The organism is Hymenobacter translucens, assembly GCF_020685205.1.
Classification (GTDB): Bacteria; Bacteroidota; Bacteroidia; order Cytophagales; family Hymenobacteraceae; genus Hymenobacter; species Hymenobacter translucens.
Genome location: NZ_JAJERB010000003.1, coordinates 13,472 through 39,863, shown reverse-complemented (window position 1 = coordinate 39,863; position 26,392 = coordinate 13,472). Strand labels below are relative to the sequence as shown.

Annotated in this window: 25 protein-coding genes; 8 read left to right on the top strand and 17 right to left on the bottom strand. The window is 61.6% G+C overall.

What is annotated here, in order from left to right; genetic code table 11:
• Window positions 1-163: 163 nt before the first annotated feature.
• From leuS to LJY25_RS07300, 3 genes are all read right to left on the bottom strand, one after another.
• Window positions 164-2,941 carry a leucine--tRNA ligase gene (gene leuS / locus LJY25_RS07310; protein ID WP_227607665.1) on the bottom strand — a complete coding sequence of 926 codons (2,778 nt, stop codon included), beginning with the start codon at window positions 2,939-2,941 and terminating at the stop codon, window positions 164-166.
• Between the two features lie 398 nt (window positions 2,942-3,339).
• Entirely contained in the window at window positions 3,340-4,029 is a 690-nt protein-coding gene (locus LJY25_RS07305) for a spheroidene monooxygenase (protein ID WP_227607664.1), read from the bottom strand.
• Window positions 4,030-4,235: 206 nt separating this feature from the next.
• Window positions 4,236-4,742, bottom strand: a complete 507-nt coding sequence (locus LJY25_RS07300) for a pyridoxamine 5'-phosphate oxidase family protein (RefSeq protein ID WP_227607663.1) — start codon at window positions 4,740-4,742, stop codon at window positions 4,236-4,238.
• Window positions 4,743-4,849: 107 nt separating this feature from the next.
• Here LJY25_RS07300 and LJY25_RS07295 point away from each other — a divergent pair, with 107 nt between their 5' ends.
• Complete coding sequence (locus LJY25_RS07295; protein ID WP_227607662.1) at window positions 4,850-5,440, top strand: acyl carrier protein phosphodiesterase; 591 nt, start codon at window positions 4,850-4,852, stop codon at window positions 5,438-5,440.
• 172 nt (window positions 5,441-5,612) lie between these two features.
• On the opposite strand, the gene LJY25_RS07290 is transcribed toward LJY25_RS07295, so the two are convergent.
• Together LJY25_RS07290 and LJY25_RS07285 are read right to left on the bottom strand one after the other, a co-directional pair.
• Window positions 5,613-6,128: an FKBP-type peptidyl-prolyl cis-trans isomerase gene (locus LJY25_RS07290; protein ID WP_227607661.1), complete on the bottom strand. Its 516-nt coding sequence runs from the start codon at window positions 6,126-6,128 to the stop codon at window positions 5,613-5,615.
• 138 nt (window positions 6,129-6,266) lie between these two features.
• Window positions 6,267-8,249, bottom strand: a complete 1,983-nt coding sequence (locus tag LJY25_RS07285) for an AAA domain-containing protein (RefSeq protein ID WP_227607660.1) — start codon at window positions 8,247-8,249, stop codon at window positions 6,267-6,269.
• A 176-nt stretch (window positions 8,250-8,425) separates the two neighbouring features.
• On the opposite strand from LJY25_RS07285, the gene LJY25_RS07280 reads away from it, so the two are divergent.
• Window positions 8,426-8,932, top strand: a complete 507-nt coding sequence (locus LJY25_RS07280; RefSeq protein WP_227607659.1) for a hypothetical protein — start codon at window positions 8,426-8,428, stop codon at window positions 8,930-8,932.
• On the top strand, window positions 8,929-9,396 hold the full coding sequence (locus LJY25_RS07275; RefSeq protein WP_227607658.1) for an SRPBCC family protein: 468 nt from the start codon (window positions 8,929-8,931) through the stop codon (window positions 9,394-9,396). Before LJY25_RS07280 ends, LJY25_RS07275 begins: the two co-directional genes overlap by 4 nt.
• Before the next feature lie 205 nt (window positions 9,397-9,601).
• Here LJY25_RS07275 and LJY25_RS07270 read toward each other — a convergent pair whose 3' ends face one another.
• The 7 genes from LJY25_RS07270 to LJY25_RS07240 form a co-directional block, all read right to left on the bottom strand.
• Window positions 9,602-9,970 (bottom strand): hypothetical protein, encoded by a 369-nt coding sequence (locus LJY25_RS07270; protein ID WP_227607657.1) that lies wholly within the window; start codon window positions 9,968-9,970, stop codon window positions 9,602-9,604.
• 153 nt (window positions 9,971-10,123) lie between these two features.
• On the bottom strand, window positions 10,124-10,495 hold the full coding sequence (locus tag LJY25_RS07265) for a hypothetical protein (RefSeq protein WP_227607656.1): 372 nt from the start codon (window positions 10,493-10,495) through the stop codon (window positions 10,124-10,126).
• 133 nt (window positions 10,496-10,628) lie between these two features.
• Complete coding sequence (locus tag LJY25_RS07260) at window positions 10,629-11,108, bottom strand: cupin domain-containing protein (RefSeq protein ID WP_227607655.1); 480 nt, start codon at window positions 11,106-11,108, stop codon at window positions 10,629-10,631.
• Between the two features lie 125 nt (window positions 11,109-11,233).
• Window positions 11,234-12,097, bottom strand: coding sequence for an aldo/keto reductase (locus LJY25_RS07255; RefSeq protein WP_227607654.1), 864 nt, complete (start codon window positions 12,095-12,097; stop codon window positions 11,234-11,236).
• A 139-nt stretch (window positions 12,098-12,236) separates the two neighbouring features.
• A complete protein-coding gene (locus LJY25_RS07250; protein WP_227607653.1) occupies window positions 12,237-12,587 on the bottom strand; it encodes a hypothetical protein in 351 nt (116 codons plus the stop codon).
• Window positions 12,588-12,829: 242 nt separating this feature from the next.
• Window positions 12,830-13,417 (bottom strand): hypothetical protein, encoded by a 588-nt coding sequence (locus tag LJY25_RS07245; RefSeq protein ID WP_227607652.1) that lies wholly within the window; start codon window positions 13,415-13,417, stop codon window positions 12,830-12,832.
• 169 nt (window positions 13,418-13,586) lie between these two features.
• The gene (locus LJY25_RS07240) at window positions 13,587-15,887 is read right to left on the bottom strand and encodes an efflux RND transporter permease subunit (protein WP_227607651.1); all 2,301 of its coding nucleotides are present in this window, start codon (window positions 15,885-15,887) and stop codon (window positions 13,587-13,589) included.
• A gap of 164 nt (window positions 15,888-16,051) precedes the next feature.
• Here LJY25_RS07240 and LJY25_RS07235 point away from each other — a divergent pair, with 164 nt between their 5' ends.
• The 4 genes from LJY25_RS07235 (at window position 16,052) to LJY25_RS07220 (ending at window position 18,742) form a co-directional block, all read left to right on the top strand.
• Window positions 16,052-16,306, top strand: coding sequence for a hypothetical protein (locus LJY25_RS07235; RefSeq protein WP_227607650.1), 255 nt, complete (start codon window positions 16,052-16,054; stop codon window positions 16,304-16,306).
• A 112-nt stretch (window positions 16,307-16,418) separates the two neighbouring features.
• A complete protein-coding gene (locus tag LJY25_RS07230; RefSeq protein ID WP_227607649.1) occupies window positions 16,419-17,522 on the top strand; it encodes a type I restriction endonuclease in 1,104 nt (367 codons plus the stop codon).
• A 123-nt stretch (window positions 17,523-17,645) separates the two neighbouring features.
• Entirely contained in the window at window positions 17,646-18,440 is a 795-nt protein-coding gene (locus LJY25_RS07225; protein WP_227607648.1) for a thymidylate synthase, read from the top strand.
• Window positions 18,441-18,520: 80 nt separating this feature from the next.
• Window positions 18,521-18,742 (top strand): hypothetical protein, encoded by a 222-nt coding sequence (locus LJY25_RS07220; protein WP_227607647.1) that lies wholly within the window; start codon window positions 18,521-18,523, stop codon window positions 18,740-18,742.
• On the opposite strand, the gene LJY25_RS07215 is transcribed toward LJY25_RS07220, so the two are convergent.
• From LJY25_RS07215 to LJY25_RS07195, 5 genes are all read right to left on the bottom strand, one after another.
• Window positions 18,739-19,551, bottom strand: a complete 813-nt coding sequence (locus LJY25_RS07215; RefSeq protein WP_227607646.1) for an aminotransferase class IV — start codon at window positions 19,549-19,551, stop codon at window positions 18,739-18,741. The genes LJY25_RS07220 and LJY25_RS07215 overlap by 4 nt on opposite strands.
• 20 nt (window positions 19,552-19,571) lie before the next feature.
• The gene (locus LJY25_RS07210; RefSeq protein ID WP_227607645.1) at window positions 19,572-20,492 is read right to left on the bottom strand and encodes a hypothetical protein; all 921 of its coding nucleotides are present in this window, start codon (window positions 20,490-20,492) and stop codon (window positions 19,572-19,574) included.
• Window positions 20,493-20,509: 17 nt separating this feature from the next.
• A complete protein-coding gene (locus LJY25_RS07205) occupies window positions 20,510-21,502 on the bottom strand; it encodes a hypothetical protein (protein WP_227607644.1) in 993 nt (330 codons plus the stop codon).
• A 35-nt stretch (window positions 21,503-21,537) separates the two neighbouring features.
• Window positions 21,538-22,668: a DNA-processing protein DprA gene (dprA, locus tag LJY25_RS07200; protein ID WP_227607643.1), complete on the bottom strand. Its 1,131-nt coding sequence runs from the start codon at window positions 22,666-22,668 to the stop codon at window positions 21,538-21,540.
• A gap of 235 nt (window positions 22,669-22,903) precedes the next feature.
• Complete coding sequence (locus LJY25_RS07195; protein ID WP_227607642.1) at window positions 22,904-23,263, bottom strand: MerR family transcriptional regulator; 360 nt, start codon at window positions 23,261-23,263, stop codon at window positions 22,904-22,906.
• A gap of 246 nt (window positions 23,264-23,509) precedes the next feature.
• On the opposite strand from LJY25_RS07195, the gene alaS reads away from it, so the two are divergent.
• Window positions 23,510-26,197: an alanine--tRNA ligase gene (gene alaS, locus LJY25_RS07190; protein WP_227607641.1), complete on the top strand. Its 2,688-nt coding sequence runs from the start codon at window positions 23,510-23,512 to the stop codon at window positions 26,195-26,197.
• Window positions 26,198-26,392: the final 195 nt, after the last annotated feature.

Below are 26,392 nucleotides of genomic sequence, written 5' to 3'. Positions count from 1 at the left end.
TTGAACTGACAAGCAGGCTGATGGCCTTTTGCTTCGGTTATACAGAAAAGGCCTGCCGGATAATCCGACGGGCCTTTTTTAGTTAGTAGTCCAGCGAAGCGGTAGAGATGCTTCGACAAGCTCAGCATGACCGCCTTTCGGGGTGAGGCGGCGCTGACTCACGCTACACCACCACGTTCACCATGCGGCCGGGCACCACAATGACTTTCTTGGCAGCCTTGCCTTCGGCGAAGCGGGCCAGGAAATCGGAGCCGAGCACGGCCTGCTCGATGTCGGCGGCGGTGGCCGTGGCGGCGAACTGCAGCTGCTCGCGCACTTTGCCGTTGATGGCGACGGGGTAGGTCACGGTGTCTTCCACCAGGTACTCCTCGCGGAACTCGGGGTACGAAGCCCGGCTGATGGAGCCGGCTTCGTAGCCGAGCTTGGTCCACAGCTCCTCGGCCAGGTGGGGCGCGTAGGGCGAGAGCAGCAGCACGAGCGGCTCCAGGACGGCCCGCTTGTGGGTATCGAGGGCGGTCAGCTCGTTTACCGTTATCATCAGGGCGCTGACGGTCGTGTTGAAGCTGAACTTCTCGATATCCTCTTCCACTTTGCGGATAGCCTTGTGCAGGGCTTTCAGCTCGGCGGGCGTGGCCGCCTCGTCGGTTACCGCGAAGTCGCCGTCCTGGGGGTGGTAGAGGCGCCAGAGCTTTTTGAGGAATCCCGCCACGCCGCTCATGCCGTTGGTGTTCCAGGGCTTGAATTGCTCCAGCGGCCCGAGGAACATCTCGTACAGCCGCAGCGCATCGGCCCCGTACCGCTCAATCAGCGTGTCGGGGTTCACCACGTTGTACTTCGACTTCGACATCTTCTCGACTTCGACCCCGCAGACGTAGGTACCGTTGTCTTCGAGAATAAACTCAGCGTTGGCAAAGTCCTCGCGCCAGCTTTTGAACGCCTCCACGTCGAGCACGTCATTCTCGGCCATGTTCACGTCGGCATGCAGGGCAGTGGTTTCGTACTGGTCTTTTTTGCCCAGGGTCACGAACGTGTTGGTGCCGTTGATGCGGTACACGAAGTTCGAGCGGCCCAGGATCATGCCCTGGTTGATGAGCTTCTGGAACGGCTCATTGGCCGTCACCAGCCCCAGGTCTTTCAGAAACAGGTGCCAGAAGCGGGAGTAGAGCAGGTGGCCCGTAGCGTGCTCTGCACCACCAAGGTATAAGTCCACGTTCTGCCAGTACTGCTCGGCTTCCTGGCTTACGAACCGCTCGGCGTTGTGCGGGTCCATGTAGCGCAGGTAGTACCAGGAGGAGCCGGCCCAGCCGGGCATGGTGCTCAGCTCGTAGTCGTACTGCCCGCGGTACTTCCAGTCCTTGGCCCGGCCCAGGGGCGGCTCGCCGTTTTCAGTCGGCTTATACTCGTCGATTTCGGGCAGCACCAGGGGCAGGTCGGCTTCGGCCACGCCATAGGCGGTGCCGTCCTTGTAGTAGATCGGAATCGGCTCGCCCCAGTAGCGCTGCCGGCCGAAGATGGCGTCGCGCAAACGGAAGTTGACTTTCCCTTTGCCAATGCCGCGCTCCTCGAGCTGCTGAATCAGCGTCTGCGTGGCGTCCTTGTAGCCCAGGCCCTGGATGAGGCCATGCAGGTACTTTCCTTCCTTGGTCGGGTCGGCCTGCTCATCGATCTGCTGCTGGTCCACGACCTGCACGATAGGCAGGTTGAAGTGCTTGGCGAAGACGTAGTCGCGCTGGTCGCCCGAGGGTACGGCCATCACGGCGCCGGTGCCATAGCCGGCCAGCACGTAGTCGGCAATCCAGATCTGGATGGGCTCCCCGCTGAAGGGGTTAAGGCCATAGGAGCCGGTAAAGGCACCCGACACGGTTTTGGTATCGGCCATCCGGTCGCGCTCCGAGCGGCGCTTGGTTGCGTCGATGTAGTCCTGCACTTCCGCCTGCTGCCCGGGCGTCGTCAGCTCCTGCACCAGCTCGTGTTCGGGGGCCAGCACCAGGAAGGTAGCGCCGTAGATGGTATCGACGCGGGTGGTGTACACCTTGATCTGCGCCTGGTCGTGGCCCTGCACCTGGAAGGTAACCTCCGCCCCAATGCTCTTGCCGATCCAGTTGCGCTGCATTTCCTTGACCGCGTCGGGCCAGTCGAGCGTGTCGAGGCCGCGTAGCAGACGGTCAGCGTAGGCCGTGATGCGCAGATTCCACTGGGGCATCAGGCGGCGCTCCACCGGGAAGCCGCCCCGCTCGGAAAGGCCGTCCTTTACCTCGTCGTTGCTGAGCACGGTGCCCAGGCCGGCGCACCAGTTCACGTAGGTGTCCTGCTGATACGCCAGGCGGTAGGAGTGCACGGCGGCCAGCTTCTGCTTTTCATTGAACAGCTGCCACTGCCCAGCGGTGAATACCTGCCGCTCGTCGGCGTCGCCGGCGGCGCGGATTCCCTCACTGCCCGACTCGGCAAACCGCTTGGTCAGCTCAGTGATGGGTTCGGCGCGGTCGGTGTCGAGGTTGTACCAGGAGTTGAACAGCTTCAGGAAGATCCACTGCGTCCACTTGTAGTAGGCCGGGTCGGAGGTCCGCACTTCCCGGCTCCAGTCGTAGCTGAAGCCCAGGGAGGAAAGCTGGCGGATGTAGGTGCTGATGTTCTGCTCGGTGGTGATGGCCGGGTGCTGCCCGGTCTGGATGGCGTACTGCTCGGCGGGCAGGCCGAACGAGTCGAAGCCCATCGGGTGCAGCACGTTAAAGCCCCGCAGGCGCTTGTAGCGCGTCACGATGTCGGAGGCAATGTAGCCCAGCGGGTGCCCGACGTGCAGCCCGGCCCCGGAGGGGTACGGGAACATGTCGAGCACGTAGTACTTGGGCTTATCGGCGTTGTTCTCGGCTTTAAAGGTGCTGTGCTCTTTCCAGTGGTTTTGCCACTTCTTCTCAATCTCCTGGGGGCGGTAACTCGGCATGGTCGCGGGGTATGCTACGTGGTCGTAGCGGGCGAAATTACGGAGTTTGGCGGAGCGGTGGGGCTCTTTGCGGAAACTAACCGGCGGAAGCGGGGTTGGATAAGGCTTTTCAGTGAAACGACACCTTTCCAAGTGGTCATGCTTGATCTGGTGTCCGCGCAGTCGAAGCATCTCTACCGCTTCGTTGCAGCAAAAGGCGGTCATGCAGAACGAAGTGTAGCATCTCGCGTGCTGACGTTCTGATTTGGTTGGCTGATAATATAATTTTAACAAGCCAGCGCCCGGCGGGAAGGTCCAAGGTAGACAGGGAGTAGATGGCTACAAGGTCCCAACTATCCCGCTACTGACACCTCGGGAAGCATAAGATTGATTTTTGCACTCTGCCCGGGCGTAATGGACTACCGCGCCAGCGGGTCCCGCCCGTCGAGGGTGCCCTCGGTGCCCAGCACCCGGAAGCGGGCAAACAGCTCCTCGCTGTACCACTTCTCGGAGCGGGTCAGGCGAATCACCTCCTTGTGAGTTTCGCTGCGGTAGGCGTAGTCCTGCATGGCCCGCGCCGACTCCCAGAGGCTGAACGTGGCCTGGCGCACGACCGGCAGCTCGCCCAGCCCGATGGCGGCCCGCACGCCGGGGGCATCGGCAACGGTGGCACTGGTGGGCGCCACGTAGCGCCAGAACCGGGGCGCTTTCAGCCAGGCAATGGAGGCGCGGGTCAGGACGGCCACGGGCACGTCGTCGGCGGGTTTTTCGGTGGCGTAGTCGAAGGGGTTCACGCCGTCCCAGAGCCCGTGCGACTTCAGCGGGGCCAGGCGGGCAGTCCAGATTTCCCGGGTGCGCTGCCGGTAGTCGAGCCAGAGGGGGTGGGAGGCAAAGAACTGTTCCGCCGCCGCTTCCGATTCCCAGACGGCCATAAAGCCGTAGCGGTGCAGGTTGGGCAGGGCCCCGAAGCCGCCGGCTCCGCTGCCCAGCAGCTTCTGGAACCGCAGGCCCGGTACTTTTTGCAGGGGGCGCTGGGCAGTGCCCATCTGGGCCAGACCCCAGCGCTTTTGGCCGGGAAGCAGGGAGAGGATGCTGAGGGTGGTAAGCAATGGGTAGTTGTTAGTTGTCCGTTGACAGTTGTCGGGTAGTGGGTAGGTGGCGCTGTAAAATCAGGTGGCAGGCGAGTACGGCTAGTAAACAAAAAGGCGGGAATTTCTTCCCGCCTCGTTTCATAGCTCAGAAAGGCTGATAGTCTGGGGAGTGGTCAGTTACAGGTTGTCCGACACTATTTTTCCTGACAACGGACAACCAACAACTACGGCTTCACGATTTTGTGCTCGTCGCCGCTGGGCTGGTACCGCTCCCCGGTGGTTACGGCTTTCACGTAGCCAAAGGCCCGCACCAGCACGTTGCTGGGCTGGTCCCAGTACTCGCCGCGGTCTACCTCGATGCGCAGCAGGGCAATATTCGGGTCGTCAGAGCCCTTGGGAAACCAGGCCCGCAGGCCCTCGGTCCACATATCCTTGATCAGCTGCCGGTCGGTGGAGATGGTGGCGGTGCCGGAGACGGCTACGTAGAGGTTGTCTTCGGGCTTGGAGTAGCCCAGGCTGACGTGGTTCTCCCCACGTACCTCGTAGATCTTGGCGGAGTCCTTTTCGGTGAAAAACCACAGCACGCCGTCGTTTTTGGGCTCGTGGGTAAACATCGGACGGCTGTGCAGGCTGCCGTCATGCTCCACGGTCGTCATCATCGCAATGCGGATATCCTTGATGCGGTCAATGAGCTGGGAGATGTCATGGCTGACTTCTACTTTCTCGGCCATAGGGAAGAGGGGGTTTGGTTGGGGTTGGGTTTGCAGGGAGAGTGATAGGGTTACGCGGGGCCGGGCCGAAGGTTTAGCTCCGCCGTTTTTGCCGTACCTTCCGCCTCGTGAATTTTCTGGCACATCTTTACCTGTCGGGCTCCGGCGATGAGGACCTGCTGATCGGCAACTTCATTGCCGACTCGGTGCCCGGGCGGCAGCTCGAGCAGTACCCGGCCGGTATTCAGCGCGGCATCCGCCTGCACCGGGCCATCGACACTTTTACTGACCAGCACCCGGTGGTGCGGCAAAGCACCCTGCGCCTGCGCGAGGCCGGCTACGGCAAGTACGCCGGCGTCGTGTCCGACGTGTTTTTCGACCATTTCCTGGCCCGTAACTTTCACGAGTTCTCCGAGCAGCCCCTTTCAAAGTTTACCGCCGATGTCTACCGCCTGCTCGCGGCCCGGGCAACGGAGTTTCCGGCCCGGGTGCAGCACTTTCTGCCATACATGACGCGCCAGGACTGGCTGGGCCACTACGCCGACCTGGAGGGCATTCGTCAGTCGCTCGGGGGGCTGAGCCGCCGGGCCTCGGCCGGCTCGGGCATGGAAACGGCGGTGCGGGAGCTGGAGCGCAACTACCCGGCCTACGAAGCCGACTTCCGGGCGTTTTTCCCGGAGCTGCGCGCCTACGTAGCAGGCTGGCAGGACGGCCGCTAGATCAGCCGGAGCTTCCGCAACCGACAACCCCAAAAACAACGTCATCCTGAGCTCTGCGAAGGACTTGGTCAGGCTTGAACGAGTCGTTATTACGATGGTCGTTCGCACGTGATAAGGTCCTTCGCAAGCTCAGGATGACGTTTTATTAGGCTCAGGCCTAAATCAGGAGCTACTAGTGGTGATGCCCGCCGGCGCCGTGCACGTGGCCGTGGTCAAGCTCCTCCTTGGTGGCGTCGCGCACGTCCTGCACCTGGCCGTCGAAGTGCATCACCATGCCGGCCAGGGGGTGGTTGAAGTCCATCTGCACCTCGGTATCGGTAATGGCGACCACCTTGCCCTGCATGTGGTTGCCCTGGTTGTCGGCCATGGGCAGGAAGTTGCCTTCCTGCAGCATCTCCTCGTCGATCTTACCGTCGACCTCAAATACGTTCTTGGGAATGCTCACCAAAGCCTGCTGGTCGTACTCGCCGTAGGCCTGGTCGGGGGTGAGGGAGAAGTTGAACGCGTCGCCGGCGCCTTTGCCGTTGAGCTGGTTTTCAAACTCCTCGGGCAGGCCGCTCTGGCCGAATAAAAAGACCATGGGAGAGTCTGCCTCAGCCGACTCGACGAGGACTTTCTCGTTGTTCTCGTCCGTCACGCTCAGGTCGTAGGTGATGGTAACAACTTTATTTGCACTGATTTGAGCCATACGCGTAGGCCGGCAGACGCCGCAGTTTGGGGTTTGAAAGAATAGGTTGGGTAGGCATAGGTACGGAATTGACCCGGAAATGGCGAACGGACGAGCTTTGTTTACCGCAACTCAGTTCGCCATTTCCCAGCGTCAGCTCTACTGCATTTCCCAGGCAGTGCGGTAGGCACCGATGCTTTCCACGTAGTCGAGGAAGGCTTTGTAGAACGGGTGGCGGCCCAGGGTGCTGGAGTCGCCCACGATGAGCAGCTTTTTGCGGGCCCGGGTCATGCCCACGTTCATGCGGCGGATGTCCGACAGAAAGCCGATGTCGCCCTGGGCGTTCGAGCGGGTCATGGAGATGCAGATAATGTCGCGCTCCTGGCCCTGAAACGAGTCCACGGTGCCCACGCTGAGCAGGCGGTGCGTCGTCATCTCAGCCAGCTCAGGCAGCTCCTCCACCTGGTCCTTGAGATAGTTGATCTGGGCGCGGTAGGGGGCAATGACGCCTACCGTAAGCAAATCCTCGAGGTGGTCGTCGGGCTCGTAGGCGCGCAGCAGCTCAGCCAGGCGGCGCAGCAGCAGGTCGGCTTCCTCGGGGTTGGCGGTGGAGCGGCTTTCGGCAATGGTGATTTCCTGGAAGCCGAAGCCGGCCGTATCCAGGAATTCCACCGCCAGGTCGGGGGCAAAGCGCAGGTCGTAGGCGGGCAGGTCGGCGGCGCGCACGGTTTCGTGGGCCGTGAGCTTACCGTCGTAGAACTGCTGACTGCTGAATTCCATGATCTGCTCGTGCATGCGGTACTGTACCTGCAGCATCCGGGCCGAGTCGGGCTGGCGCACGATGCACTTCTCGAACAGCGTCTCGCGCAGTCCGTCGCGGGCGGCCTGCTCGCTTTTCACCGTGGGTGGGAGCTGGCAGTGGTCCCCGGCCAGCACTACGCGGTTGGCCTTGGTAATCGGAATCCAGCAGCCGGGCTCCAAAGCCTGGGCAGCCTCGTCGATAAAGACCGTTTCGTAGGTGAGGTGGCGGATGGCGCGGTTGGACGCGCCTACCAGCGTGCAGGTAATCACCTGGACCTTGTCGAGCAAATCCTCGGTGATGTAGCGCTCCAGCTGGTCTGACTCCTGCAAAAGCTGATGGGCCTGCTCTTTGAGGTGGCGGCGCTCCTCGCGCTCTTCCCAGCCGAAGTGGCGCTTAAACTTGCCGGCCTGCTCGCGGTACTGCTCGGCGGTCTGCCGCATCGACTTCAGCTCGGCGTAGCTTTTGTGCTCCATGATCTGGGCGTCGAGCGTGTGGTGAAGCAGCAGCTCCGACACCCGGGAGGGGTTGCCCATCCGGATAACGTTCACGCCGCGCTCGGCCAGCTTTTCGGTGAGCAAATCCACAGCCGTGTTGGAGGGCGCGCACACCAGCACCCGCCGCTCGCGTCGGATGGTTTCGATGATGGCCTGCACCAAGGTGGTGGTTTTGCCAGTGCCGGGCGGGCCGTGGATGATGGCCACGTCCTGGGCGGCCAGCACGTGGCGCACCGCCGCCAGCTGCGACTCATTCAGCGGGCTGGGGTAGTAGAGCGTGGCTTCCGACTCGGGCTTGTAGCGGGCGGGCTTCGCGCCCAGCAGCACGTCGCGCAGCTCGGCCAGGCGGCCTTCGTAGGCGCCCATCACCTTGCCCAGCGCGTACTCCATCTCCCGGTAGCTGACCTCGTCGAAGGTCAGGTCCACGCCCAGCTTGCCCTCGTCGGCCCAGTCGGGCAGGTCTTCGCGGTTGGTGGCGAGCAGGATCTTGTTGCGGCGCACGGCCGTAACCACTCCGCTCAGGGTGGGGCGGTCGGAGCCGGCGCGGCCCGGAATATTGCCGAACAGGGCGGCGTTCTTGCCGACCTGGAACAAATGGAGGCTGTTCTGGCTGGCCGGGCGCTCCAGCTCGAGCACGAGCTTGCCGCCAAAGCCGATTTCTTCCTTGGTGATTTTGACCGGATACCAGGTCAGACCACGCTGCTGGCGCTCGGCAATGGAGGCCTTGGCGTTTTTGATCTTGAACTGCTCCAGGTCCTCGTGTTGCTCGAGCTTGAGCAGGGCCTGCACCTTGCGCAGCTCTTTCTCCAGCGCGTAGGGTTCGGTATAGGGGTTCTCTTCTGACAAAAGGGTAGCGTTTATTAAGACCGTTGGTAACAACGAAAACGGCGAAATGGTGGCCGAAGGTCGGAGAGAAATTTGGAATACGCCGAAGCCGGTTACCGCCGCAAGGGGAAGCACCGGCAAGCAAACCCAAGCCGCGGGTGTACCTTCGGCCGCTGGCAAGGCAGACCATCCGGATTATGAAAAAAGAGCACACGGTCAGGATAATCGAATCTGAAATCCTGATCAGCACCCCCGCGGCCGTCGTCTGGGAGCATATCACCAACGTGCAGCTCGAGCAGTTTGCCGACCCGCTCGTATTTCGGCTGCTCGACGTGCCCAAGCCGCTGCGGGCCGAGCTGCTGTCGGAAGGAGCCGGGGGCAGCCGAACCGCCTACTTTGCCAACGGTAAAAAGTTCGAGCAGCGGATTCTGGTCTGGCAGCCCTGTACGCACTACTCCTTTGCCTTCCACCCCGAGCCCGGGTTTCGGGTGGGGTATATCTTTGAGTTGTCGGCGGGAATCTTCCGGATGCTGGCGGGCTCGTACTACCTGCGGGAAAATCAGCAGGGAACCTGGCTCAAGCTGGAAACCACGTACAGCGTGCAGCGCCGGCTTTCCTGGCTTTTGCTGGGGCCCATCACCCTGGTGCTGTATCTGTTTCAGCGGTATCTGTTAACGTCCATCAAACGCAACGCCGAGCAATGAAGCAGATCCGGTTTGCCGAATCCATTCAGATTGCCTGCCCGCAGCAGCGCGTGTTCGACTACACCCAGGACTACGACCAGCGGCTGGTCTGGGACACCTTTCTGCGGGAGGCCATACTGCTGGATGGGGCAAAGGAAGCGGCCAAGGGAGTGAAGTCGTGGTGCGTTTCGCGGCACGGCATCGGGATGGAAACCGAGTACGTTTCCTTTAACCGGCCGGCCGTGGTGGCCGTAAAGCTAACCCGCCCGATGAATCTGTTCCGCACTTTTGCCGGCTCCTGGCGCTTCGAGCAACTCACGACGGAGCTGACCAACGTTATTTTTACCTACTCCTTTACCCTTCGATTTCCGCTGGCGCCCTTTGCCGGGCTGGTCCGGTACCTGCTGGTGGTGAACGTGCGCGGCCGGCTGCGCGACCTGAAAAATACGCTGGAGAGCCGCCCGGTACTGCCGACCCGAAATTAAGCAAGCCGAGGAGCACCGGCTTCTCTCCCGCGGTCTGCCAGGTGAACTGATAAGCTGACAACCCGCATAGACGAAACCAGGAGGCCGAAAATGCTCCCGGCTGCTCCCGCTATTTCCGTCTTAGCGCGTAACCTGCTTAACACAAGCAGAAACGCCCGGCTCAGGACCGGGCGTTTCACGAAAATAAGGCAGTAAGAGCCGCTGCTTAGTTGCCCGCTGCCTCCAGGCAGGTAACGGTAGCCCGCACATTACCCACTTCGCCGGCGGGCAGGGTGGCGCCCAGCGTGTAGCCGATGCTGAGCACTTGTCCATCCTGCTGCCTGGGCAGGTAGGCATCCCAGGCCGGGCCGCTGGGGCGCAGGCGGGTGCCGTCGGCCAGCTCCAGGGTGGTATGCTCGGTGGGGCACGCAAGCGTTTTGCCGAGGCAGAGGCGTACCGTAGCCGCGGTGCCGCACGCCCCATGCCGGGGCTCAGCGCATTCCTTCTCAAAGCAGCTGGTCAGGCCGAGGCCCAGACTGGCCACCAGGCTCAGGCGGGCAATAGTAGCAAAGGGTAGTAGGGAGTTCAGACGCATAACAAGCAAAAGATGAAGCAGTAGAGGATACGGTGCGCTGCCCGCCAGCATTTTCCAGACCGGAATTATGCCGTAGGGTAAGTAGGGGAGCCGGCTGCGGGTTTCGGGGTTGCAACCGAATCCAGCTTTTATTTCCTGCTTCCGCCCACTGGTTTACTCGAAGAAGTCGCTCGAATCGGTTTGGCTGAAGTACTTGTTCAGCGTGCCCAGGTCGGCGAAGATGGGGCCGATGTGGCGCAGAAAAGCCTGCACGGTGGCCTCAGAGTCGGCGTAGAACAGCAGGCGGGCGGGCGTGGAGGCGCCGGTCAGGTGGTCGAGCAGGTCCGGGGCTTCCTCTTCGAGAATGGTGCTGATGTGTTCTTCCCACGACGGCCCGCCGCCCCCGAAGCCATACCGCTCGAACAGGTAGAAGTACGGCTCCAGCACCGGGTCCGCCTCCACGTTGGCCGTAATGCCATAGCGGGCCTCGTCGGTGCGCAGGTGCTCGGGAAGCTCGAAAATCTGGAAGGGAAAGGTGTTGTCCATAGGGCCGCGGCGGATTAGCCGTAAAGCTACGCCGGCTGGAGTAAGCAAGAGTATGCGCTTCTCAGGCCGACTAGCCCAGAGATACGGCGCGACGGGCTACCCGAATCAGCCGGCGCAGGAGCGCTACAGCTGGCTAGGGTTTGGTGAACTGCTCGACCAGACCCGATAAGTGCGGAAACTTATCCGTTAGCGCCGTCCGCCCGGCCAGCTCGAAGTCGAGGAAGTCGAAGCCCGGAGCTACCGTGCAGCTAACCAGGGTAAAGCCGGCGCCGTGCCGGAGACGGGCGCCAAACCAGGCGTTGGCCGGAATAACTGCCTGCGGAACTTCCCCATTGGCAAAATCACTGCCCAGGGTGATAACGCGGGGCTCCGGGCTGTCCAGCACCACGATGTCCAACGCCTGCCCCTGGTGAAAAAACCACAGCTCATCGGACTTGATGCGGTGGAAGTGGGACTTGTCCTCGTTTTCGAGCAGGTAGTAGATGGCGGTGCTGACGCTCCTGATCCCACCGTCCGTATCAAGCTGGCTTTCCGACCGGTAGGTTTCGCGGTAGTAGCCGCCCTCGGGGTGAGGCAGTAAGTCGAGCTGACGGATAATGTCGGAGGCAGTCATCAGGGTGATTAAGTATGCTGAAAACGAACAGCGGGTAGACCCGCAAACTTCGCCAAAAAGCCCGGATTGCCGTCGGGGCTAGCGGCGGCAATCCGGGCTCAAAGAGCGGCCAGAGCCGGGTCGGCTTAGCGGCCCAGATTTTCCAGGCTGGCCATATCCTCGGCCGAAAGGCGGATATCGGTGGCCTTCACGTTTTCTTCCAGGTGGCTGACTTTGGACGTGCCGGGAATCAGCAGGATGTTGGGGGAGCGGTGGAGCAGCCAGCTCAAAGCCACCTGCTGCTTGCTGACGCCGTACTGCTCGCCAATGGCCGTGAGCTTGCTCAAGGCCTGCTCATTGCCGCCGGCCAGCGGGTACCACGGAATAAACGCCAGCCCTTGCTGCTCGCAGAACGTCAGCTCGGCTTCCCACTTGCGATTGTCGACGCTGTACATGTTCTGCACCGACACCACCTTCACGTAGCGCTGCGCCTGCTGAATCTGCTCTACCGTGACTTCGGACAGGCCGATGTGGCGGATCAGCCCGTCTTCCTGCGCCCGCTGCAGAAACTCCAGCGTTTGCTCAAACGGCACCTCCGGGTCGATGCGGTGCAGCTGGTAAAGGTCAATCCGGCTAAGCTTCAGGCGCTCCAGGCTGCCCTGCAATGCTTCGCGCAGGTGGTTGGGGCTGGCATCGATAGGCCACTGATTGGGGCCGGTGCGCAGCAGTCCGCCCTTGGTCCCGATAATCAGGCCCGGGGCGTAGGGGTGCAGGGCTTCGGCAATCAGCTCCTCCGACACGTTGGGGCCGTAGCTGTCGGCCGTGTCGATAAAGTTGATGCCCAGCTCCACGGCGCGCTGCAGCACCCGGATGGCTTCGGCATGGTCCCGGGGAGGGCCCCAGATACCGTCGCCGGTGATGCGCATGGCGCCGTAGCCCATACGGTTAACGGAAAGCTCCCCGCCAAGGGCAAAGGTTTTGGCGGGAGCGGAGGAGGTTGGGTTGGTCATGGGATAGGAGAGCGTAATCCAAATAAACGCCCCGAATGGGCGGCCGGACCGGTGCCGGCAGCTACTAACAGCCAAGTGCCGGAATTGTCCGGCTGGCGGCCTTATTCCCGGTCGGGTAGTAGTATGCTGTTGGGAAGAATCAGGCGGCAAAGCGCCGGCCGCAGTGCCCGCACCGGTAAAGTGTGGTGCCGGCGTAGTACAGCCGCTGCCACCACGACGGGCGGGCTACGGGCTCGGTTTCGGGGGATTGGCAGCGGGGGCAGCGCATTACCGCTACGGCGCTGCGGGTAGCCTCGAACGGCTCCACAACCGCCCGGGCCGCGTCGGCGTCGGTTTCCTCGATGAGCAGCTGGTACCAGATACCGTCGCCGAACGGAAAGGAAGGCGGCCCGCAGGTTTTAACCAGACTCTCAATGCCGGCGTCGAGCAGGTCGTTGTAGAGCGTCACCGCCTCGGCGTAAGTAAGATAATAGGCGGCGGGGATGAGCATGGGAGAGGAAGAAGGCGCTAAAATACGGCGGTCATTCCCGCGCTGAAAGCTCAGGCAAGATCATCCTGAGCATTTCAAGCCGTCAACGGTAGCAGACGTAGGCTAACTGTCATCCCTGATCTGATGTCCGGCGCAAGCCGAAGGACCTTATTGGGCCTGAACGAGACCCGCAACAATGACGCGTTCATGCCTGATAAGGTCCTTCCTTCCTCAGGATGACATTGTCTTGACCTTATGCGGGGCTACCGGCGGGTGGTGCGGCGGACGGGGCGTACCTGGTTGCGGAGCTTATAGATGTACCACAGCAGGCCGGCGCAGAGCAAAGCCAGGCCGGCTGCAAGCAGCTCCCGGCTGGTGCGGGCGGCGGTGGCTTCGGCAGCTTCAGCCTGGTATTCGAGCAGCTTCTTCTCCCGGTTCCGGTCGCGCACCTGCAGGTTCTGAATCTGGTTTTGCAGGTCGTAAAACCGCTCCCGGGTCATGCTCTGGTCGCCCTGGGCCACGGTAATCTGGCGCTCGGCCTGGGCTTTCTCGGCCACGATGCTGGCCGTGCGGCGCAGGGCGGCTTCTTTCACGGCCTGCACAATCTCGGTGTCCTTGCGGATAATGCCCTTGAGGGCAACCACAACTTCTTCCAGGTCTTTTTTGGAGGGCTTGTTGCCGAACAGGCTGTTGCGCTGGGCACTGGCTTCCTCGTACTGCCGCACGAGCTCGTCCCGCTCCCGGATCAGGGGCGTAAGCGGGTCGGGCTGGGCGGGCGCCGATTGGGCAAGGCCCGGCCGGGAAGTCAGCAGCAGAAAAAGCAGGGAAAGCAGGCGCGTCATCCGAATCATAGGCCGAAGTAACGACGAAACCGGCCGCGAGTTGGGGAATTGCCCTGGGCAGCGCGATGCAGCGGCTTCGCGGGCTGTGAAACGATGCCGTTGCGGGGGCGCCGACGATACGCGAAGCCGGTGCTTTGCCCTACCACCACTTCAGCCGGCCGCCAGCCCGGGCGTCACGTTATTCGGTCAGCAGCGGGACCGGCTGGCGGATTTCCCTGGGCCGGTGGCGGTAGAAGTACAGGATAAGCAGTGGGAGCAGGGTCAGCTCGGCCACGACCCCGAACAGCAGGGTCAGGCCGATGAGCAGGCCCACGTAGAATGTGCCGTCGAAGGACGAGAACAGCAGCGTGGAAAAGCCGCCGACCAGAATCAGAGACGTCACAATGACGGCCTTACCGGCCATGAGGTAGGTTTTGCGCACCGCCTGAAACAGACTTTGCTCCTGCAGCAGGGTCAGCTTGAGCTTGCTGATAAAGTGGATGGTGTCGTCGACGGCAATGCCAAAGGCAATGGTGAAGATGATGCTCGTGCTCACCTTCATGGCCACGCCGGCCGCGCCCATCACCCCGCCCACAATCAGGATGGGCAGCAGGTTGGGAACCAGCACCACGGCCGTCATCCGCAGGGACCGGAACAGCACCAGCACAATGAGCGTCACCATCACGATGTCGATGCTCATGCCCAGAATCATGTCCCGGGTCAGGCTGCCGTTGTTTTTGTCGATCAGGTTGGCGCTTCCGGTCAGGCGGGCCCGGACCAGGGTGGTGTCGGTTCCGGTAGCCAGAAACCGGCGCATCGCCGCATTTTTGGCATCGGCCCGGACGCTGCCGATGTCGGCCATGCGCCCCGTCATCCGCCCCTCGGTGCCATCGGGCAAGGCCAGGGACTGAAACTCCGGCCGCTTTCGGAACGCCCGGATGCGGGCCCGGATCCGCTGCATCTCGGCCTCGGAGTCGGGCAGGCGGTACTCCTCGGGGCTGCCCCCGTTCAGAGCCTTGCGCACCGATTTCACGATAGTAACCGGCGAGGCCAGGAACCGCAAGCCATAGTCGCGGCGGGCGTACTGCTCGATCTGCTCGATCTGCCGGAGCACGTCGAGGTCGTAGATCGAGCGGCCGGGCACGGGTTGCAGGTCCAGCTCAAAGGCCCGCACCCCGGCAAACTTCTCCTCGAAAAAGCGGAAGTCCTCTTTCACCGGGTCGTGGTCGGACAGGTCGTCGAGCAGCGCCGAGTTGATCTGCACCCGGGTGGCCGAGAGCGAAGCCGTAACGACCACCAGGGCGCTCAGGGCAAAGACCAGCCGGCGGCGCAGCAGCACCTGCCGGAAGATGCGACCCAGCACCCCGTCCCAGCTGCGGCCCTGCCGGCGTGGCACCCGCAGCTGGGGCTTGCCCAAGAGCACCAGCATGGCCGGCAGCAGGGTAAACGACAAGACAAACGCCAGCAGCACCGAAATGCCCGTGAACAGGCCAAAGTTGTGAATCGGCTTGATCGAGCTGGTCATCAGCGTGAAAAAGCCGATGCTGGTCGTCAGCGCCGACAGGCCCGATCCGAAGCCGGATTCCTTGATGGTGATGCGCAGGGCCTCCTTCTTGCCGGCGCCGTAGCCCAGCTCGGTCACGTACCGGGTGATGATGTGAATCGTGTCGGACATGCCCACCACGAACATCATCGTCGGCAGCAGGGCCGTCATCAGGTCGATGCTGACCCCGCAGGCGCTCATCAGCCCCAGCCCCCACAGAATAGCGCCCAGCACCACGACCAGGGGCAGCACCACGCCCCACCAGGTCCGGAAGGTAAACCACAGCAGCACCGTCACGAGCACCACGGACAAGGACATAAATACCGCCAGCTCCCACTGCAGCCGGTCCACAAACACCGACTGGGCCACCAGCTTGCCGGCCAGGTGGTAGCGCTCCGCCGGCACGTTCAGCGCCTGCAGGCGGGCCTTCATATTGTTGAGCAGGGAGTCGCCCGACGGCTTTTTCAGATCTTCTTCGGTCTGAATCAGGATGGTCAGGGCCTGCGCGTCGGCCGAAATCAGGTTGCCTACCAGCCCTTCAGTGCGGTAGATCTGTACCGAGTCCGGGCCCCGCCGCCCGGGCTCCCCGGGGTGGAGGTAGGGCAGGTTGAAGACGCCCAGCCCTTCGACTACCGGGTTTACCGCGTTAGTCAGCGACGTGGCCTGCAGCACCCGGGGCTGGCGCCGGGCAAAGCGGGTAAGCGAGTCAACCGTACCCAGAAAAGCCGGGTCGAACGCGGTGCGGCCGGCCGGGGCTTCCAGGCTGAGCAGCACGTAGTCGTTGTCGTTGCCGAAGCGCTGGGAGTAGCGCTGGTAGTAGTCCAGGTCGGGGTCCCCGGCCGGGTAGAAGTCGTTGAAGTTGTAGTTGAAGCGAAGCTGGGAAACGTAATACCCGCTGATGGCGGTCAGGATGACCAGAATCAGCAGGGTCAGATAGCTAAGGGAGCGGAGCGGCATCAGGACGGTTCGGGAACGGGCAGCGCGGGATTTCAAAAGTACGACCGGCTTCGTGGGGGATCCACGAATTGAAAATCTGTCGGTCCTTTGTACCTTAGGGCAGCGGATTAGCCAACCCGGCCGCCGCGGCTTTTGTTTCACCCCAGCTTATCTGACTTTTTCCCATGAAAAACGCCCTATTGGCCCTCGCCCTGTTTGCTTTCGTTGGTACCGCTGCCGCCAGCGGGGAGAAAGACGGTAAAGCCACCAAAGCCGGCAAGAAAGAAGCCTGCTCCACCGAAATGAAAGCCGCCTGCGCCGAAAAAGGCGCTACCGCCGCCACACCGTCCTGCTGCATGAAGAAAGGTGCCAAGACCTCCACGGCTGCCGTGACGCCCGCTGCCCCGGCCGCTACCACGCCGGTACAGAAGTCACTGTAGCCCGGCAGGAAATCTGATTTGGAAAAGCTCCGGTCGAAAGGCCGGAGCTTTTTATTTGCTTGTTGGAAATAGAATCATACATTTAAAAACATAATAAAATACAACAAAGACTATGGACCTAATTGATCAGCTAACCAATCTAGCGTCAAGGGCGCAAAAGCAGATTTCTCACATCCAAACCGAGGAAGCGACCAAGAATGCGCTAGTAATGCCGTTCATCAATGCGCTTGGATATAACGTTTTCGACCCGACGGAGGTGGTACCAGAGTTTATCTGTGACATCGGCACGAAGAAGGGGGAGAAGATTGATTATGCCATCGTCCGGGATGGAAAACCCATAATCCTCATCGAGTGCAAGCATGTTGGGGCCGAACTGAGTATAAACCACGCCAGTCAGCTTTTTCGGTACTTCCATGTGACTGAAGCTCGTATTGCCGTGCTGACAAACGGTATCAGCTATAAGCTGTTTACGGACCTGGAGCAACCCAATAAGATGGATGAGCGGCCTTTCATGGAGTTTGACCTTTTCAATTTCCATGAGAATGATGTAGCTGAAATCAAGAAGTTGAGCAAGCCGGCTTTCAATATTGATGACATGCTGTTTGCCGCGTACAACCTGAAGTACATGCGTGCTTTCAAAAAGTACTTCGACGAGCAGTTTGCTCAGCCTTCGACCGAATTTATTCACTTCATTTCGAAACAGATATATGATGGAGTGCTGACGCCCAAGCTGAAAGAGCAGTTCAGCATCCTCGTGCATCGTTCGTTTCAGCAGTTTCTGAACGATAAGATTTCCATGCGACTTCGGTCAGCAATGGTTGACACTAGTGGGCAGGGAATCCTGAGCAACGAGCTGGCCGCAATGCCTGCTCCGGAGACCGTTGCGCCGCCGGCGGAAGCAAAGGATAAGGATATTGAAACCACGATGGAGGAAACGGAAGGTTTCATGATTGTACGGGCCATTTTGCGCAAAACTGTTCCGGTAAACCGGGTGATTATGCGGGATGTACAGTCGTACTGCGGCATTCTGCTGGATGATAACAACCGTAAGCCTATTTGCCGGCTGCATTTCAACAGCAGCAAGCGGTTCGTGACGTTATTTGATGTGGAAGGAGGGGAACGGGTTGATATAAGCTCTTTGGATGACTTGTATGGCTTGGCACCACGAATCCGGGCCGCAGTTCAACGGCATGAAGCTAAACCGGTTGAGGCGTAGCACTTAGTCAGGCATAAGAGCCGCTCCCCGAAAGAGAGCGGCTTTTTCATGCCCACATCACGCGTAATCTTGCTCTCGTTGGTAGGCTTTGTACATTTGACTCCGCCATTGTCAGCCTTCCATATGAAATCCTACCTCGACCTCGTTCGGCAGATTCTCGACCACGGCACCCGCAAAACCGACCGCACCGGCACGGGCACCCTCAGCATCTTCGGCCCCCAGCTGCGCTTTGATTTGCAGGAGGGCTTTCCGCTGGTGACCACCAAGAAGGTGCACCTGAAAAGCATCATCCACGAGCTGCTGTGGTTTCTGCAGGGTGACACCAACATCGGCTACCTGAAAGAACACGGGGTGCGCATCTGGGACGAGTGGGCCGACGAAAACGGGGAGCTGGGCCCGGTGTACGGCAAGCAGTGGCGGTCCTGGCCCCGGCCCGATGGCACCCACGTCGACCAGATCAGCGAAGTTATCCGCCAGCTGAAAACCTCGCCCGACTCCCGCCGCATCCTCGTGTCGGCCTGGAACGTGGCCGAGCTCGACCAGATGGCGCTGATGCCCTGCCACGCCCTGTTTCAGTTCTACGTAGCCGAGGGCAAGCTTTCCTGCCAGCTCTACCAGCGCTCCGCCGACGTGTTCCTGGGCGTACCGTTCAACATTGCCTCGTACGCTCTGCTCACGCTGATGGTGGCCCAGGTAACGGGCCTGCAGCCGGGCGAGTTTATCTGGACCGGCGGCGACACCCACCTCTACAGCAACCACCTCGAGCAGGCCGAGCTCCAGCTCACCCGCACGCCGCGCCCGCTGCCGCAGATGCGCCTGAACCCGGCCGTCACCGACATCTTCAGCTTCCGGTTCGAGGACTTTCAGCTGGAAAACTACGACCCGCACCCCGCCATCAAGGCCCCAGTGGCGGTGTAGGCCGGCTGGTGAAAAAAGCGCAGCTGCCTTTAAACCACACGCTTGGGCGCGCGTCGAAGGTGAAATAAACCTGCGCGCGTATGAAGAGGTCGGTTGTTTTTTCGTCAGCGGTGGGCTCGTCTGTTCTGGCCGTCCACCTCAGCCGCCGGCATCGCGCCTGGATTGCCCTGTACGCGGTGGAAGCGGGCGCGCAGCCCCTGGCAGAAATTCTGCGCGTCAACAACGTGACGCCCCAGGACCTGCGGGAGCACGAGGAAAGCTGGCTGCGGATGCGCTGCCGGCCCGGGGCGGGCACCTCTTAACGCGTCGGCGCTGCCCGCCACAGCTGCATCATCGGGTGCCGGTCAGACGCAAAACCGACTTTTTCTATTCGTTGCACGGGCCGGATAGCAGCCACGTTGGCCGTGAAAACGGCGTCGGCACCGAGCAACTCTTCTTTTTGATACAGCCCTTCCCGGCATTCAACGCCCTGGCTGCGGGCCGAGCGCAGCAGCTGAGTTCGGCGCACACCGGCTACGCAGCCGCTTTCCAGCGCCGGAGTAAACAGTACGTCCTGCTTCACCCAGAACACGGCAGCGGCCCCGGCCTCGGCTACGTGCCCGGCCGCGTCGCACAGAATGATTTCGTCAAGTCCGCGCTGCTGCCGCTCGTGGGCGGCCCGCACGTAAAGCCAGGCCTGGGGACCTTTGCAGAAGCTGAGCGGAGAAAACAGTGTGTGCGTCTCCCGGGCAAAGTCGGCGCGTAGCACCGGCGTTTCTTCCGGCTCGAAACCCTCCGCTGTGGCCAGCCAGTCGGCGCGGTCGGTGAGGGGCGAGTAGCGGCCTCCGCCGCTGCGCCAGAGCTGCAGCCGTAGCCGGGCCGCGGGTAGACTGTTGGCCACCACCAGCTGCCCCAGCGTGGCTTCCAGCATCGCAACGGAAGCCAGGGTGGGCGGTAAGGTCAGGTAAAGCGCGGCGGCAGCCTGCTGCATGCGGGCGAGGTGGTCGGCCCCGTAGCGCAGGCGGCCGTGGCTGAAAACCAGCGTTTCAAAGAATCCGTCGCCGTAGGCCCAGCCGCGGTTGGGCAGAGACAGTTTGGTTTCAGGCAGCAGGTCGTTGTTGAAGAGGAGCACGGCAGCTGATACGTGGAGGACTAGCGCCCGGCAATCCGGTAGGGCACCTTCACCTGGAAGGTGGAGTCGCGCCCGGAGATTTTCACCGTGATGGTGCCCGTCCAGTAGGCGGGCTGCACTGCTCCGCGGCCTTTCTGCGCGGGCACTACAAACTGCACCTCGCCGTAGCCCTCGGGCGTGACCGGCACGGGCCGGCCGTTTGCCGTCATGGTCATGGTGGGGTTGGAGAGCACACTGACCAGCCCGAGCCGGGCTTTGTAGGTGGAGCCGTACGCCACCACGTTTGATTCGGCAGCTGCCATGGGCACCATCCGGGTTGTCAGATTACTTGCTACCACCCGCCCGGACAGCGTGTTCAGCGCGGCCGCATGGTAGGACAACAACTCATTCTCTAGTTGCGTCAGCCGGGCCAGGGCAATTGCCACCGGTGTTGAGCCGAAAGAGGTGGTTGCAGCCCACTTGTCGGCTGGCTGACCAGCAGCCGGGCCGGACCCGACCAGCGGGCGAATGTAGGTAGCGTAGGCCATCAGCTGCTGCTGAAGCCGGGCGGCCCGCCCGGGTTGGTCGCTGCCGCCCATCACCTGCGCTACCGTTGCGCTTTCGTTGGGGTGAGTAAGAAAGGGGGCCCCGTTGGCATTGCCGGTTTTCTGGAGCAGCACTTCGCGCAGCATGCGCAGCGTGTCGACCACAACTCGCGTGCGGTCCCGGACCTGTTGACTGGTCTGGAGCACGGCGAGTTCAGCGGGCTGGTTGCCGTTCCGCTCGATCTGCCTTTGAATGTTTTTGACTTTATCCTCGGCGGCCTTGCCCAGGTGCTCATTCAGATCGAGAATCGAACCCTCCAGTTGCTGCAGCTGGATCCAGCGGCTTTGCTGCTGCGTTTGCTGCCGGTAGTAGCTGTAGCCCCCGGCGACCAGGGCGACCAGCAGAAAAACTAGCACAAGCTTGGTTGACCGGCTCATAGGGCGGATTTTTTAACGATAAGGTAGGGAACCGTCAGGCGCAGGGTCGTGTCCCGTCCGTTATTTTCGATGACAAGGGCGCCCTGCCACCGGGCTCGGAGCGTGTCGGGGTCGCCGGGACGCTGGGTGGACACGGGCAGTTCCACCAGTCCAAATCGAAATGGGTCTACGGGTACTGCTTTGCCGTTTGCGCTGATCAGGCGGGGAAGCTCGCACGTCGAGGCGGAGGTCGTCATGAAGAGCTTGGCCCGGTACACTGCGCCGGGGGGCACCGTGTTCGACTCCGGCATGGCCATAGCACCGATTTTAGTGAATCGGATTACCGAGAAGCCCACTTTCTCGGCCTGATGCGCCAGGGCATCGCGTTCGAACCGCGACACCTGGGCTTCCAGATGGCTGAGGTTCGCCAGGGCCACGGCCACAGGGGCGTCGTTAAAGTAATACTGACCAAACCACTTGTCAGGATCCGGGTTGCGGCTGCCGGGCGTCTCGGGAATCGGGGCGGTAAGGTTCGGGATGCCGGGAGCAAACTTCTTGATGAATTTCCAATAGTCCGTCAGCTGCTGGCTGAGCCGGCCTACCGGGCCCGTGCCGGCTTCCGGCTGCAGGTATTCGGTAACTGCTCCTGACTTATCCAGGTGGCGCAGGGGAGCCCCGGCCTGGTTATCGGTAGAAGCCAGCAGGCGTTTCCGAATCGAGCCGATGGTATCCCGTACCGCCTGGGTTCGGGCCTGAATCTGCTCACTGGTAGCCAAAACGGCCACATCCCGTGCTTGATTCATATTGTAGCACACGTTCGTACGGATCCTGCCCACGGTGGCCGAGGCCTCCGCCGCGGTGCGCTGGTTGAGGTGGCTAAGCCGGGCGTCCAGTTCCGCGAAGCTGGTCAGCGTTTCGGCCCGGGTGGCGTGCTGCCGGTAATAGGCGTAGCCGGCGGCCAGTGCGCCCAACACCAGCACCAGCAGGAACAGGCTGCTGCGTTTGATCATGAAAAGAAAGGTTAGCTGAAGCTTCGCAAGCTACGCTAAACCAACACAAACTTCTTCCCCGGCAACGACCTCACCACGCCCCGAAACTCCAGGCCTAGCAGGAGGGAAGCCACCTGGTTGACGGGCAGCTGGGTTTTCCAGCTCAGGTTGTCCATCAGCTCTTCCCGGGCTGCTGCCAGTACTTCAATCAGCTGAAACTCGGGTTCGGTAAAGTCGGCCGGGTCATAGGCGGGCGCGGGACGGAACTTGCCGCTCTGGTGCAGGGCGGCGTCCCAGTTCAGCAGCTCCTCCACGTCGCGGGGCTCCATGTACAGGGCGGCCTTGTTGGTCTTGATCAGGGCGTTGCAGCCCTCGGAAGCAGCCGAGCCCAGGTTGCCGGGCACGGCCAGCACGTCGCGGTCGTAGCTCAGGGCCAGCTCAGCCGTAATCAGGGCCCCGCCCTTCAGCGCCGCTTCTACCACTACGGTGCCGTCGGACAGGCCGGCAATAATTCTATTACGGGCCGGGAAGTTGTATTTGTCGGGCTGGGTCCCGAACGGAAACTCGGTCAGCAGTCCGCCCTGAGTAAGCATCTTTTCGGCCGTTTTTCGGTGGGCGTGCGGGTAGATGACGTCGAGTCCGGTGGCCATGACGCCAATCGTGCTCAGGCCTTCCTGCAAAGCGGCGCGGTGGGCCATGATGTCGATGCCATAAGCCAGCCCGCTTACCACGAGGGGATTGTGGGGCACCAGCCCTTTCACCAGCCGCTCGGTCTGGTCGCGGCCGTAGTCAGTGGCCTGCCGGGTGCCGACCAGCGCCAGGGTTTTGTCGTGGTTGAGGTCGGCCGTGCCCTGGTAGTACAGCAGCACCGGCGCGTCGGGCAAGAGCTTGAGGCGGCGGGGATAGGCCTTGCTGGTGTAAAAAAGCAGCTGCACACCCTCCGTTTCGGCCCGGCGCAGGGTAGCCTCGGCCTGCGTAAACGCCGCGCTCCGGCCACTACTCAGCGCCGCTATGGTGGCCGCGCCCACGCCCGGAACCTTGTGCAGGCGGCCGGGCGGGGCCATCAGCACGGCCTTGGCCGAGCCCAGGTAGCTCATCAGCTGGCGGGTCAGCTGGGGGCCGATGCCGGGAAAGAGAGTGAGGGCAACTTCGTGGAACAGGGAATCGTCGGAGCTGACGGCCGGCATATAGGATAAGTGCTTTGGCTATATAGAAGATAGAGGCTTTAAGATTGCTAAAAAATGCGGCTTAGTATAAACGCTGAGGTGAAATATGACCTCATCCCAAATAAATGTCATCCTGAGCAGAGCGAAGGACCTTGTCACGCTTGGACGACAATCGTAACAACGACTCGTTCAAGCGTGACAAGGTCCTTCGCTTCGCTCAGGATGACAGTCTGAAAGGGGCATGCGGAAAAGAAGCTTAGCCGGCTGCCTTACCCGCCGCTTCAACTTCCTTTTTCAGCTGCACCAAAAAGCCGCGTACTTTCTCCAGGCTTTGAATCACGTCGATTTTCTCCTTGAGCTGGGGGCCGCGCTGCTTGAGAATGTCGCGGGCGCCGGGAATGGTGTAGCCCCGCTCTTTCACCAGATGGTAGATTGTGCGGAAGGTTTCCACGTCGGCCGGGGTGTAGAGGCGGTTGCCCTTCTTGCTTTTGCGGGGGCGCAGCTCCTCAAACTCGGTTTCCCAGAACCGGATCAGCGACGGGGCTACGTTGAACTGGGCCGCCACCTCGCCGATGGTGAAGTACTGCTTTTCAATTTCACGCTCTTTGTACGGCATGGGTTAGGGCTTAGGGCTTAGCTGGTTAGGTCTTAGGTTAACGCCTGACGGCAGAGCCGGGCCGGTGAAATAATCCGCTCAGTCCGGGCGAAAAAAGAAAGGGACTGCACCGGATACCTGAGCCCTAACACCTAATCCCTATTTTTGCGAAAGTAACCAAAATCCCGGCCGGCTCCCAATTGCCTGAAGCCACCGCCTGTTTCACCGTCCCTAACGCCCCGCCGGCTTCGCGCCGGCGCCCCGCATATGTCCCTTCCCTCCGCCAGCCACGTCCGCCAGCAGTTCCTCGACTTTTTCGCCTCCAAAGGCCACCACATCGTGCCCTCCGCGCCTTTGGTGGTGAAAGACGACCCCACGCTGCTGTTCATCAACTCCGGCATGGCACCCTTTAAGGATTACTTCCTCGGCAACAAGCCCGCCCCGAACGCCCGCGTGGCCGACACCCAGAAGTGCCTGCGCGTGTCGGGCAAGCACAACGACCTGGAGGAGGTGGGCTACGACACCTACCACCACACCCTGTTCGAGATGCTGGGCAACTGGTCGTTTGGCGACTATTTCAAGAAGGACGCCATTGCCTGGGCCTGGGAGCTGCTTACCGAAGTCTATAAGCTTGATAAGGACCGGCTGTACGTCACCTACTTCGAGGGCGACGCCGGGGATAAGCTGGCCGCCGACACCGAGACGCAGAATCTGTGGCGCACCTACACCACCGACGACCGGATTCTGCCCGGCAACAAGAAGGACAACTTCTGGGAGATGGGCGACACCGGCCCGTGTGGTCCGTGCACCGAAATTCACATCGACCTGCGCGACGAGGCCGAGCGGGCCGGCAAGTCGGGGGCGGAGCTGGTGAATGCCGACCACCCCCAGGTGGTGGAAATCTGGAACAACGTGTTCATGGAGTTTCAGCGCCTGGCCGACAAAAGCCTGATCAAGCTGCCCGCCCAGCACGTGGATACCGGCATGGGCTTCGAGCGCCTGATGATGGCCGTGTCGGGGGTGAAGTCAAACTACGACACCAACGTATTCCAGCCCCTGATTCAGTTTATTGCCAAGGAAGCCGGCGTGCAGTACCACGGCACCTCGCCGGCCACGGTCAACGACCAGCCGGCCACCGAAAACGAGAAAACCGACATTGCTATCCGCGTTTTGGCGGACCACATCCGGGCCATCAGCTTTACCATTGCCGACGGGCAGCTGCCTTCCAACGTGAAGGCCGGCTACGTGATTCGCCGCATCCTGCGCCGGGCCGTGCGCTACGCCTTCAGCTCCCTGGGCCAGAAGCAGCCCTTCCTCTACAAGCTCGTGCCGGTGCTGGCCGACCAGATGGCCGGCATCTTCCCCGAGCTCAAGCAGCAGCAGCAGTTTGTGCAGCGCGTGATTGAGGAAGAGGAAATTGCTTTCCTGAAAACCCTAGAAATCGGCCTGCGCCGCATCGACGCGCTGGAGGAAGGCTTCCGCCAGCAGGGCAACCGCATCGACGGCAAAACCGCCTTCGAGCTGTCCGACACCTTCGGCTTCCCCCTCGACCTGACCGCCCTGATTGCCCGCGAAAAGGGTCTGATGGTGGACGAGGAAGGCTTCCAGAAAGAGCTGGCCCAGCAGAAAAGCCGCTCGCGCAACGCCCAGGAGGCCGAGCAGAGCGACTGGACCATCGTGAGCCCGGCCGAGGAGCAGCCTGTGTTCGTGGGCTACGACCAGGAAGAAGCCCCGGCCCGCATCCTGCGCTACCGCAAGACCGTCACCAAGGGCAAGACCGAGTACCACGTGGTGCTCGACCAGACCCCGTTCTACGCCGAAAGCGGCGGACAGGTAGGCGACACCGGCTACCTCGAATCGGCCCTGAGCAAGGTGCGCGTGCTCGATACCAAAAAGGAAAACGACCTGATCGTGCACACCGTGCTCGACCTGCCCCAGGACCTGGACGCCGACTTCTCGGCCCGCGTCGACCACAGCCGCCGCAGCCAGATCCGCAAAAACCACACGGCTACCCACCTGCTCCAGGCGGCCCTGCGTGAAGTGGTGGGCGCCCACGTAGCTCAGAAAGGCTCGTTGGTCAACGAAAAGCTGCTGCGCTTCGACTTCAGCCACTTCACCAAGGTCACCGACGACCAGCTGCGCCAGGTGGAAACCATCGTCAACAGCCGTATCCGCCAGCAGATTCCGCTGGATGAGCGCCGCAACGTGCCCATCGACGAAGCCAAAGCCCTGGGCGCTACTGCGCTGTTCGGGGAGAAGTACGGGGAGTTCGTGCGCGTCATCACCTTCGACCGCGACTTCTCGGTGGAGCTCTGCGGCGGCATTCACGTGCAGACCACCGGCGACATCGGCTTCTTTAAAATCACCGCCGAAAGCGCCGTGGGTGCCGGGGTGCGCCGCATCGAGGCCGTCACGGCCGATGCGGCCGAAGCCTACGTGAACCAGCAGCTCGACCTGCTCCAGCAGGTGCGCGAGGCCTTGGGCAACCCCCAGCACCTACTCACCGCCATTGAAAAGCAGGGCGAGGAAGTGGCCGGCCTGCGCAAGCAGATCGAGCAGTTTGCCCAGCAGAGCCTGAGCCAGCAGAAAGACCAGCTCGCCGGGCAGGTAAAAGAGCTGAACGGCGTGAATTTCCTGGCGGCCCAGGTGCAGGTAACCTCCGCCGACGGCCTCAAGACCCTTGCCTACCAGCTGCGCCAGACCGTGTCCAACCTCGTGCTGGTGCTCGGTGCCGAAATCGACGGTAAGCCCCAGCTGGCCGTCATGCTCGACGATGCCCTGGCCCAGGGCGGCAAGCTCAACGCGACCACGCTCGTGCGGGAGTTGGCCAAGGAAATTCAGGGTGGGGGCGGCGGACAGCCGTTCTTCGCTACGGCCGGTGGTAAGAATGCCGCCGGACTGGGCGCCGCCATCGTTAAGGCCGAAGCAGCAGTATCAACTGCGTTGCATGGGTGATATGGCCATTTAAAAAAGCAGGAGTCAGGTTATATGGATTATACCCCGTAAATGCTTTTCACCTGTTTAGGGCGTCATTCCGAGCTAGGCGAGGAATCCTGCGTGCTGATGTTGAAGTACGAATCCAACGAAGCAGTAGAGATTCCTCGTCTAGCTCGGAATGACCGCCTTTTTGGTTGCTTTCTATGCACTCTG

Bases quoted from the DNA above. Each gene is read 5' to 3' on its own strand.
- LJY25_RS07265 (WP_227607656.1), bottom strand. From the start codon at position 10,495: ATGGACAACACCTTTCCCTTCCAGATTTTCGAGCTTCCCGAGCACCTG.
- LJY25_RS07270 (WP_227607657.1), bottom strand. From the start codon at position 9,970: ATGCGTCTGAACTCCCTACTACCCTTTGCTACTATTGCCCGCCTGAGC.
- LJY25_RS07300 (WP_227607663.1), bottom strand. From the start codon at position 4,742: ATGGCCGAGAAAGTAGAAGTCAGCCATGACATCTCCCAGCTCATTGAC.
- LJY25_RS07245 (WP_227607652.1), bottom strand. From the start codon at position 13,417: ATGATTCGGATGACGCGCCTGCTTTCCCTGCTTTTTCTGCTGCTGACT.
- LJY25_RS07255 (WP_227607654.1), bottom strand. From the start codon at position 12,097: ATGACCAACCCAACCTCCTCCGCTCCCGCCAAAACCTTTGCCCTTGGC.
- LJY25_RS07290 (WP_227607661.1), bottom strand. From the start codon at position 6,128: ATGGCTCAAATCAGTGCAAATAAAGTTGTTACCATCACCTACGACCTG.
- LJY25_RS07260 (WP_227607655.1), bottom strand. From the start codon at position 11,108: ATGACTGCCTCCGACATTATCCGTCAGCTCGACTTACTGCCTCACCCC.
- LJY25_RS07275 (WP_227607658.1), top strand. From the start codon at position 8,929: ATGAAGCAGATCCGGTTTGCCGAATCCATTCAGATTGCCTGCCCGCAG.
- dprA (WP_227607643.1), bottom strand. From the start codon at position 22,668: ATGCCGGCCGTCAGCTCCGACGATTCCCTGTTCCACGAAGTTGCCCTC.
- LJY25_RS07195 (WP_227607642.1), bottom strand. From the start codon at position 23,263: ATGCCGTACAAAGAGCGTGAAATTGAAAAGCAGTACTTCACCATCGGC.
- LJY25_RS07205 (WP_227607644.1), bottom strand. From the start codon at position 21,502: ATGATCAAACGCAGCAGCCTGTTCCTGCTGGTGCTGGTGTTGGGCGCA.
- LJY25_RS07230 (WP_227607649.1), top strand. From the start codon at position 16,419: ATGGACCTAATTGATCAGCTAACCAATCTAGCGTCAAGGGCGCAAAAG.
- LJY25_RS07240 (WP_227607651.1), bottom strand. From the start codon at position 15,887: ATGCCGCTCCGCTCCCTTAGCTATCTGACCCTGCTGATTCTGGTCATC.
- LJY25_RS07220 (WP_227607647.1), top strand. From the start codon at position 18,521: ATGAAGAGGTCGGTTGTTTTTTCGTCAGCGGTGGGCTCGTCTGTTCTG.
- alaS (WP_227607641.1), top strand. From the start codon at position 23,510: ATGTCCCTTCCCTCCGCCAGCCACGTCCGCCAGCAGTTCCTCGACTTT.
- leuS (WP_227607665.1), bottom strand. From the start codon at position 2,941: ATGCCGAGTTACCGCCCCCAGGAGATTGAGAAGAAGTGGCAAAACCAC.
- LJY25_RS07250 (WP_227607653.1), bottom strand. From the start codon at position 12,587: ATGCTCATCCCCGCCGCCTATTATCTTACTTACGCCGAGGCGGTGACG.
- LJY25_RS07225 (WP_227607648.1), top strand. From the start codon at position 17,646: ATGAAATCCTACCTCGACCTCGTTCGGCAGATTCTCGACCACGGCACC.
- LJY25_RS07235 (WP_227607650.1), top strand. From the start codon at position 16,052: ATGAAAAACGCCCTATTGGCCCTCGCCCTGTTTGCTTTCGTTGGTACC.
- LJY25_RS07280 (WP_227607659.1), top strand. From the start codon at position 8,426: ATGAAAAAAGAGCACACGGTCAGGATAATCGAATCTGAAATCCTGATC.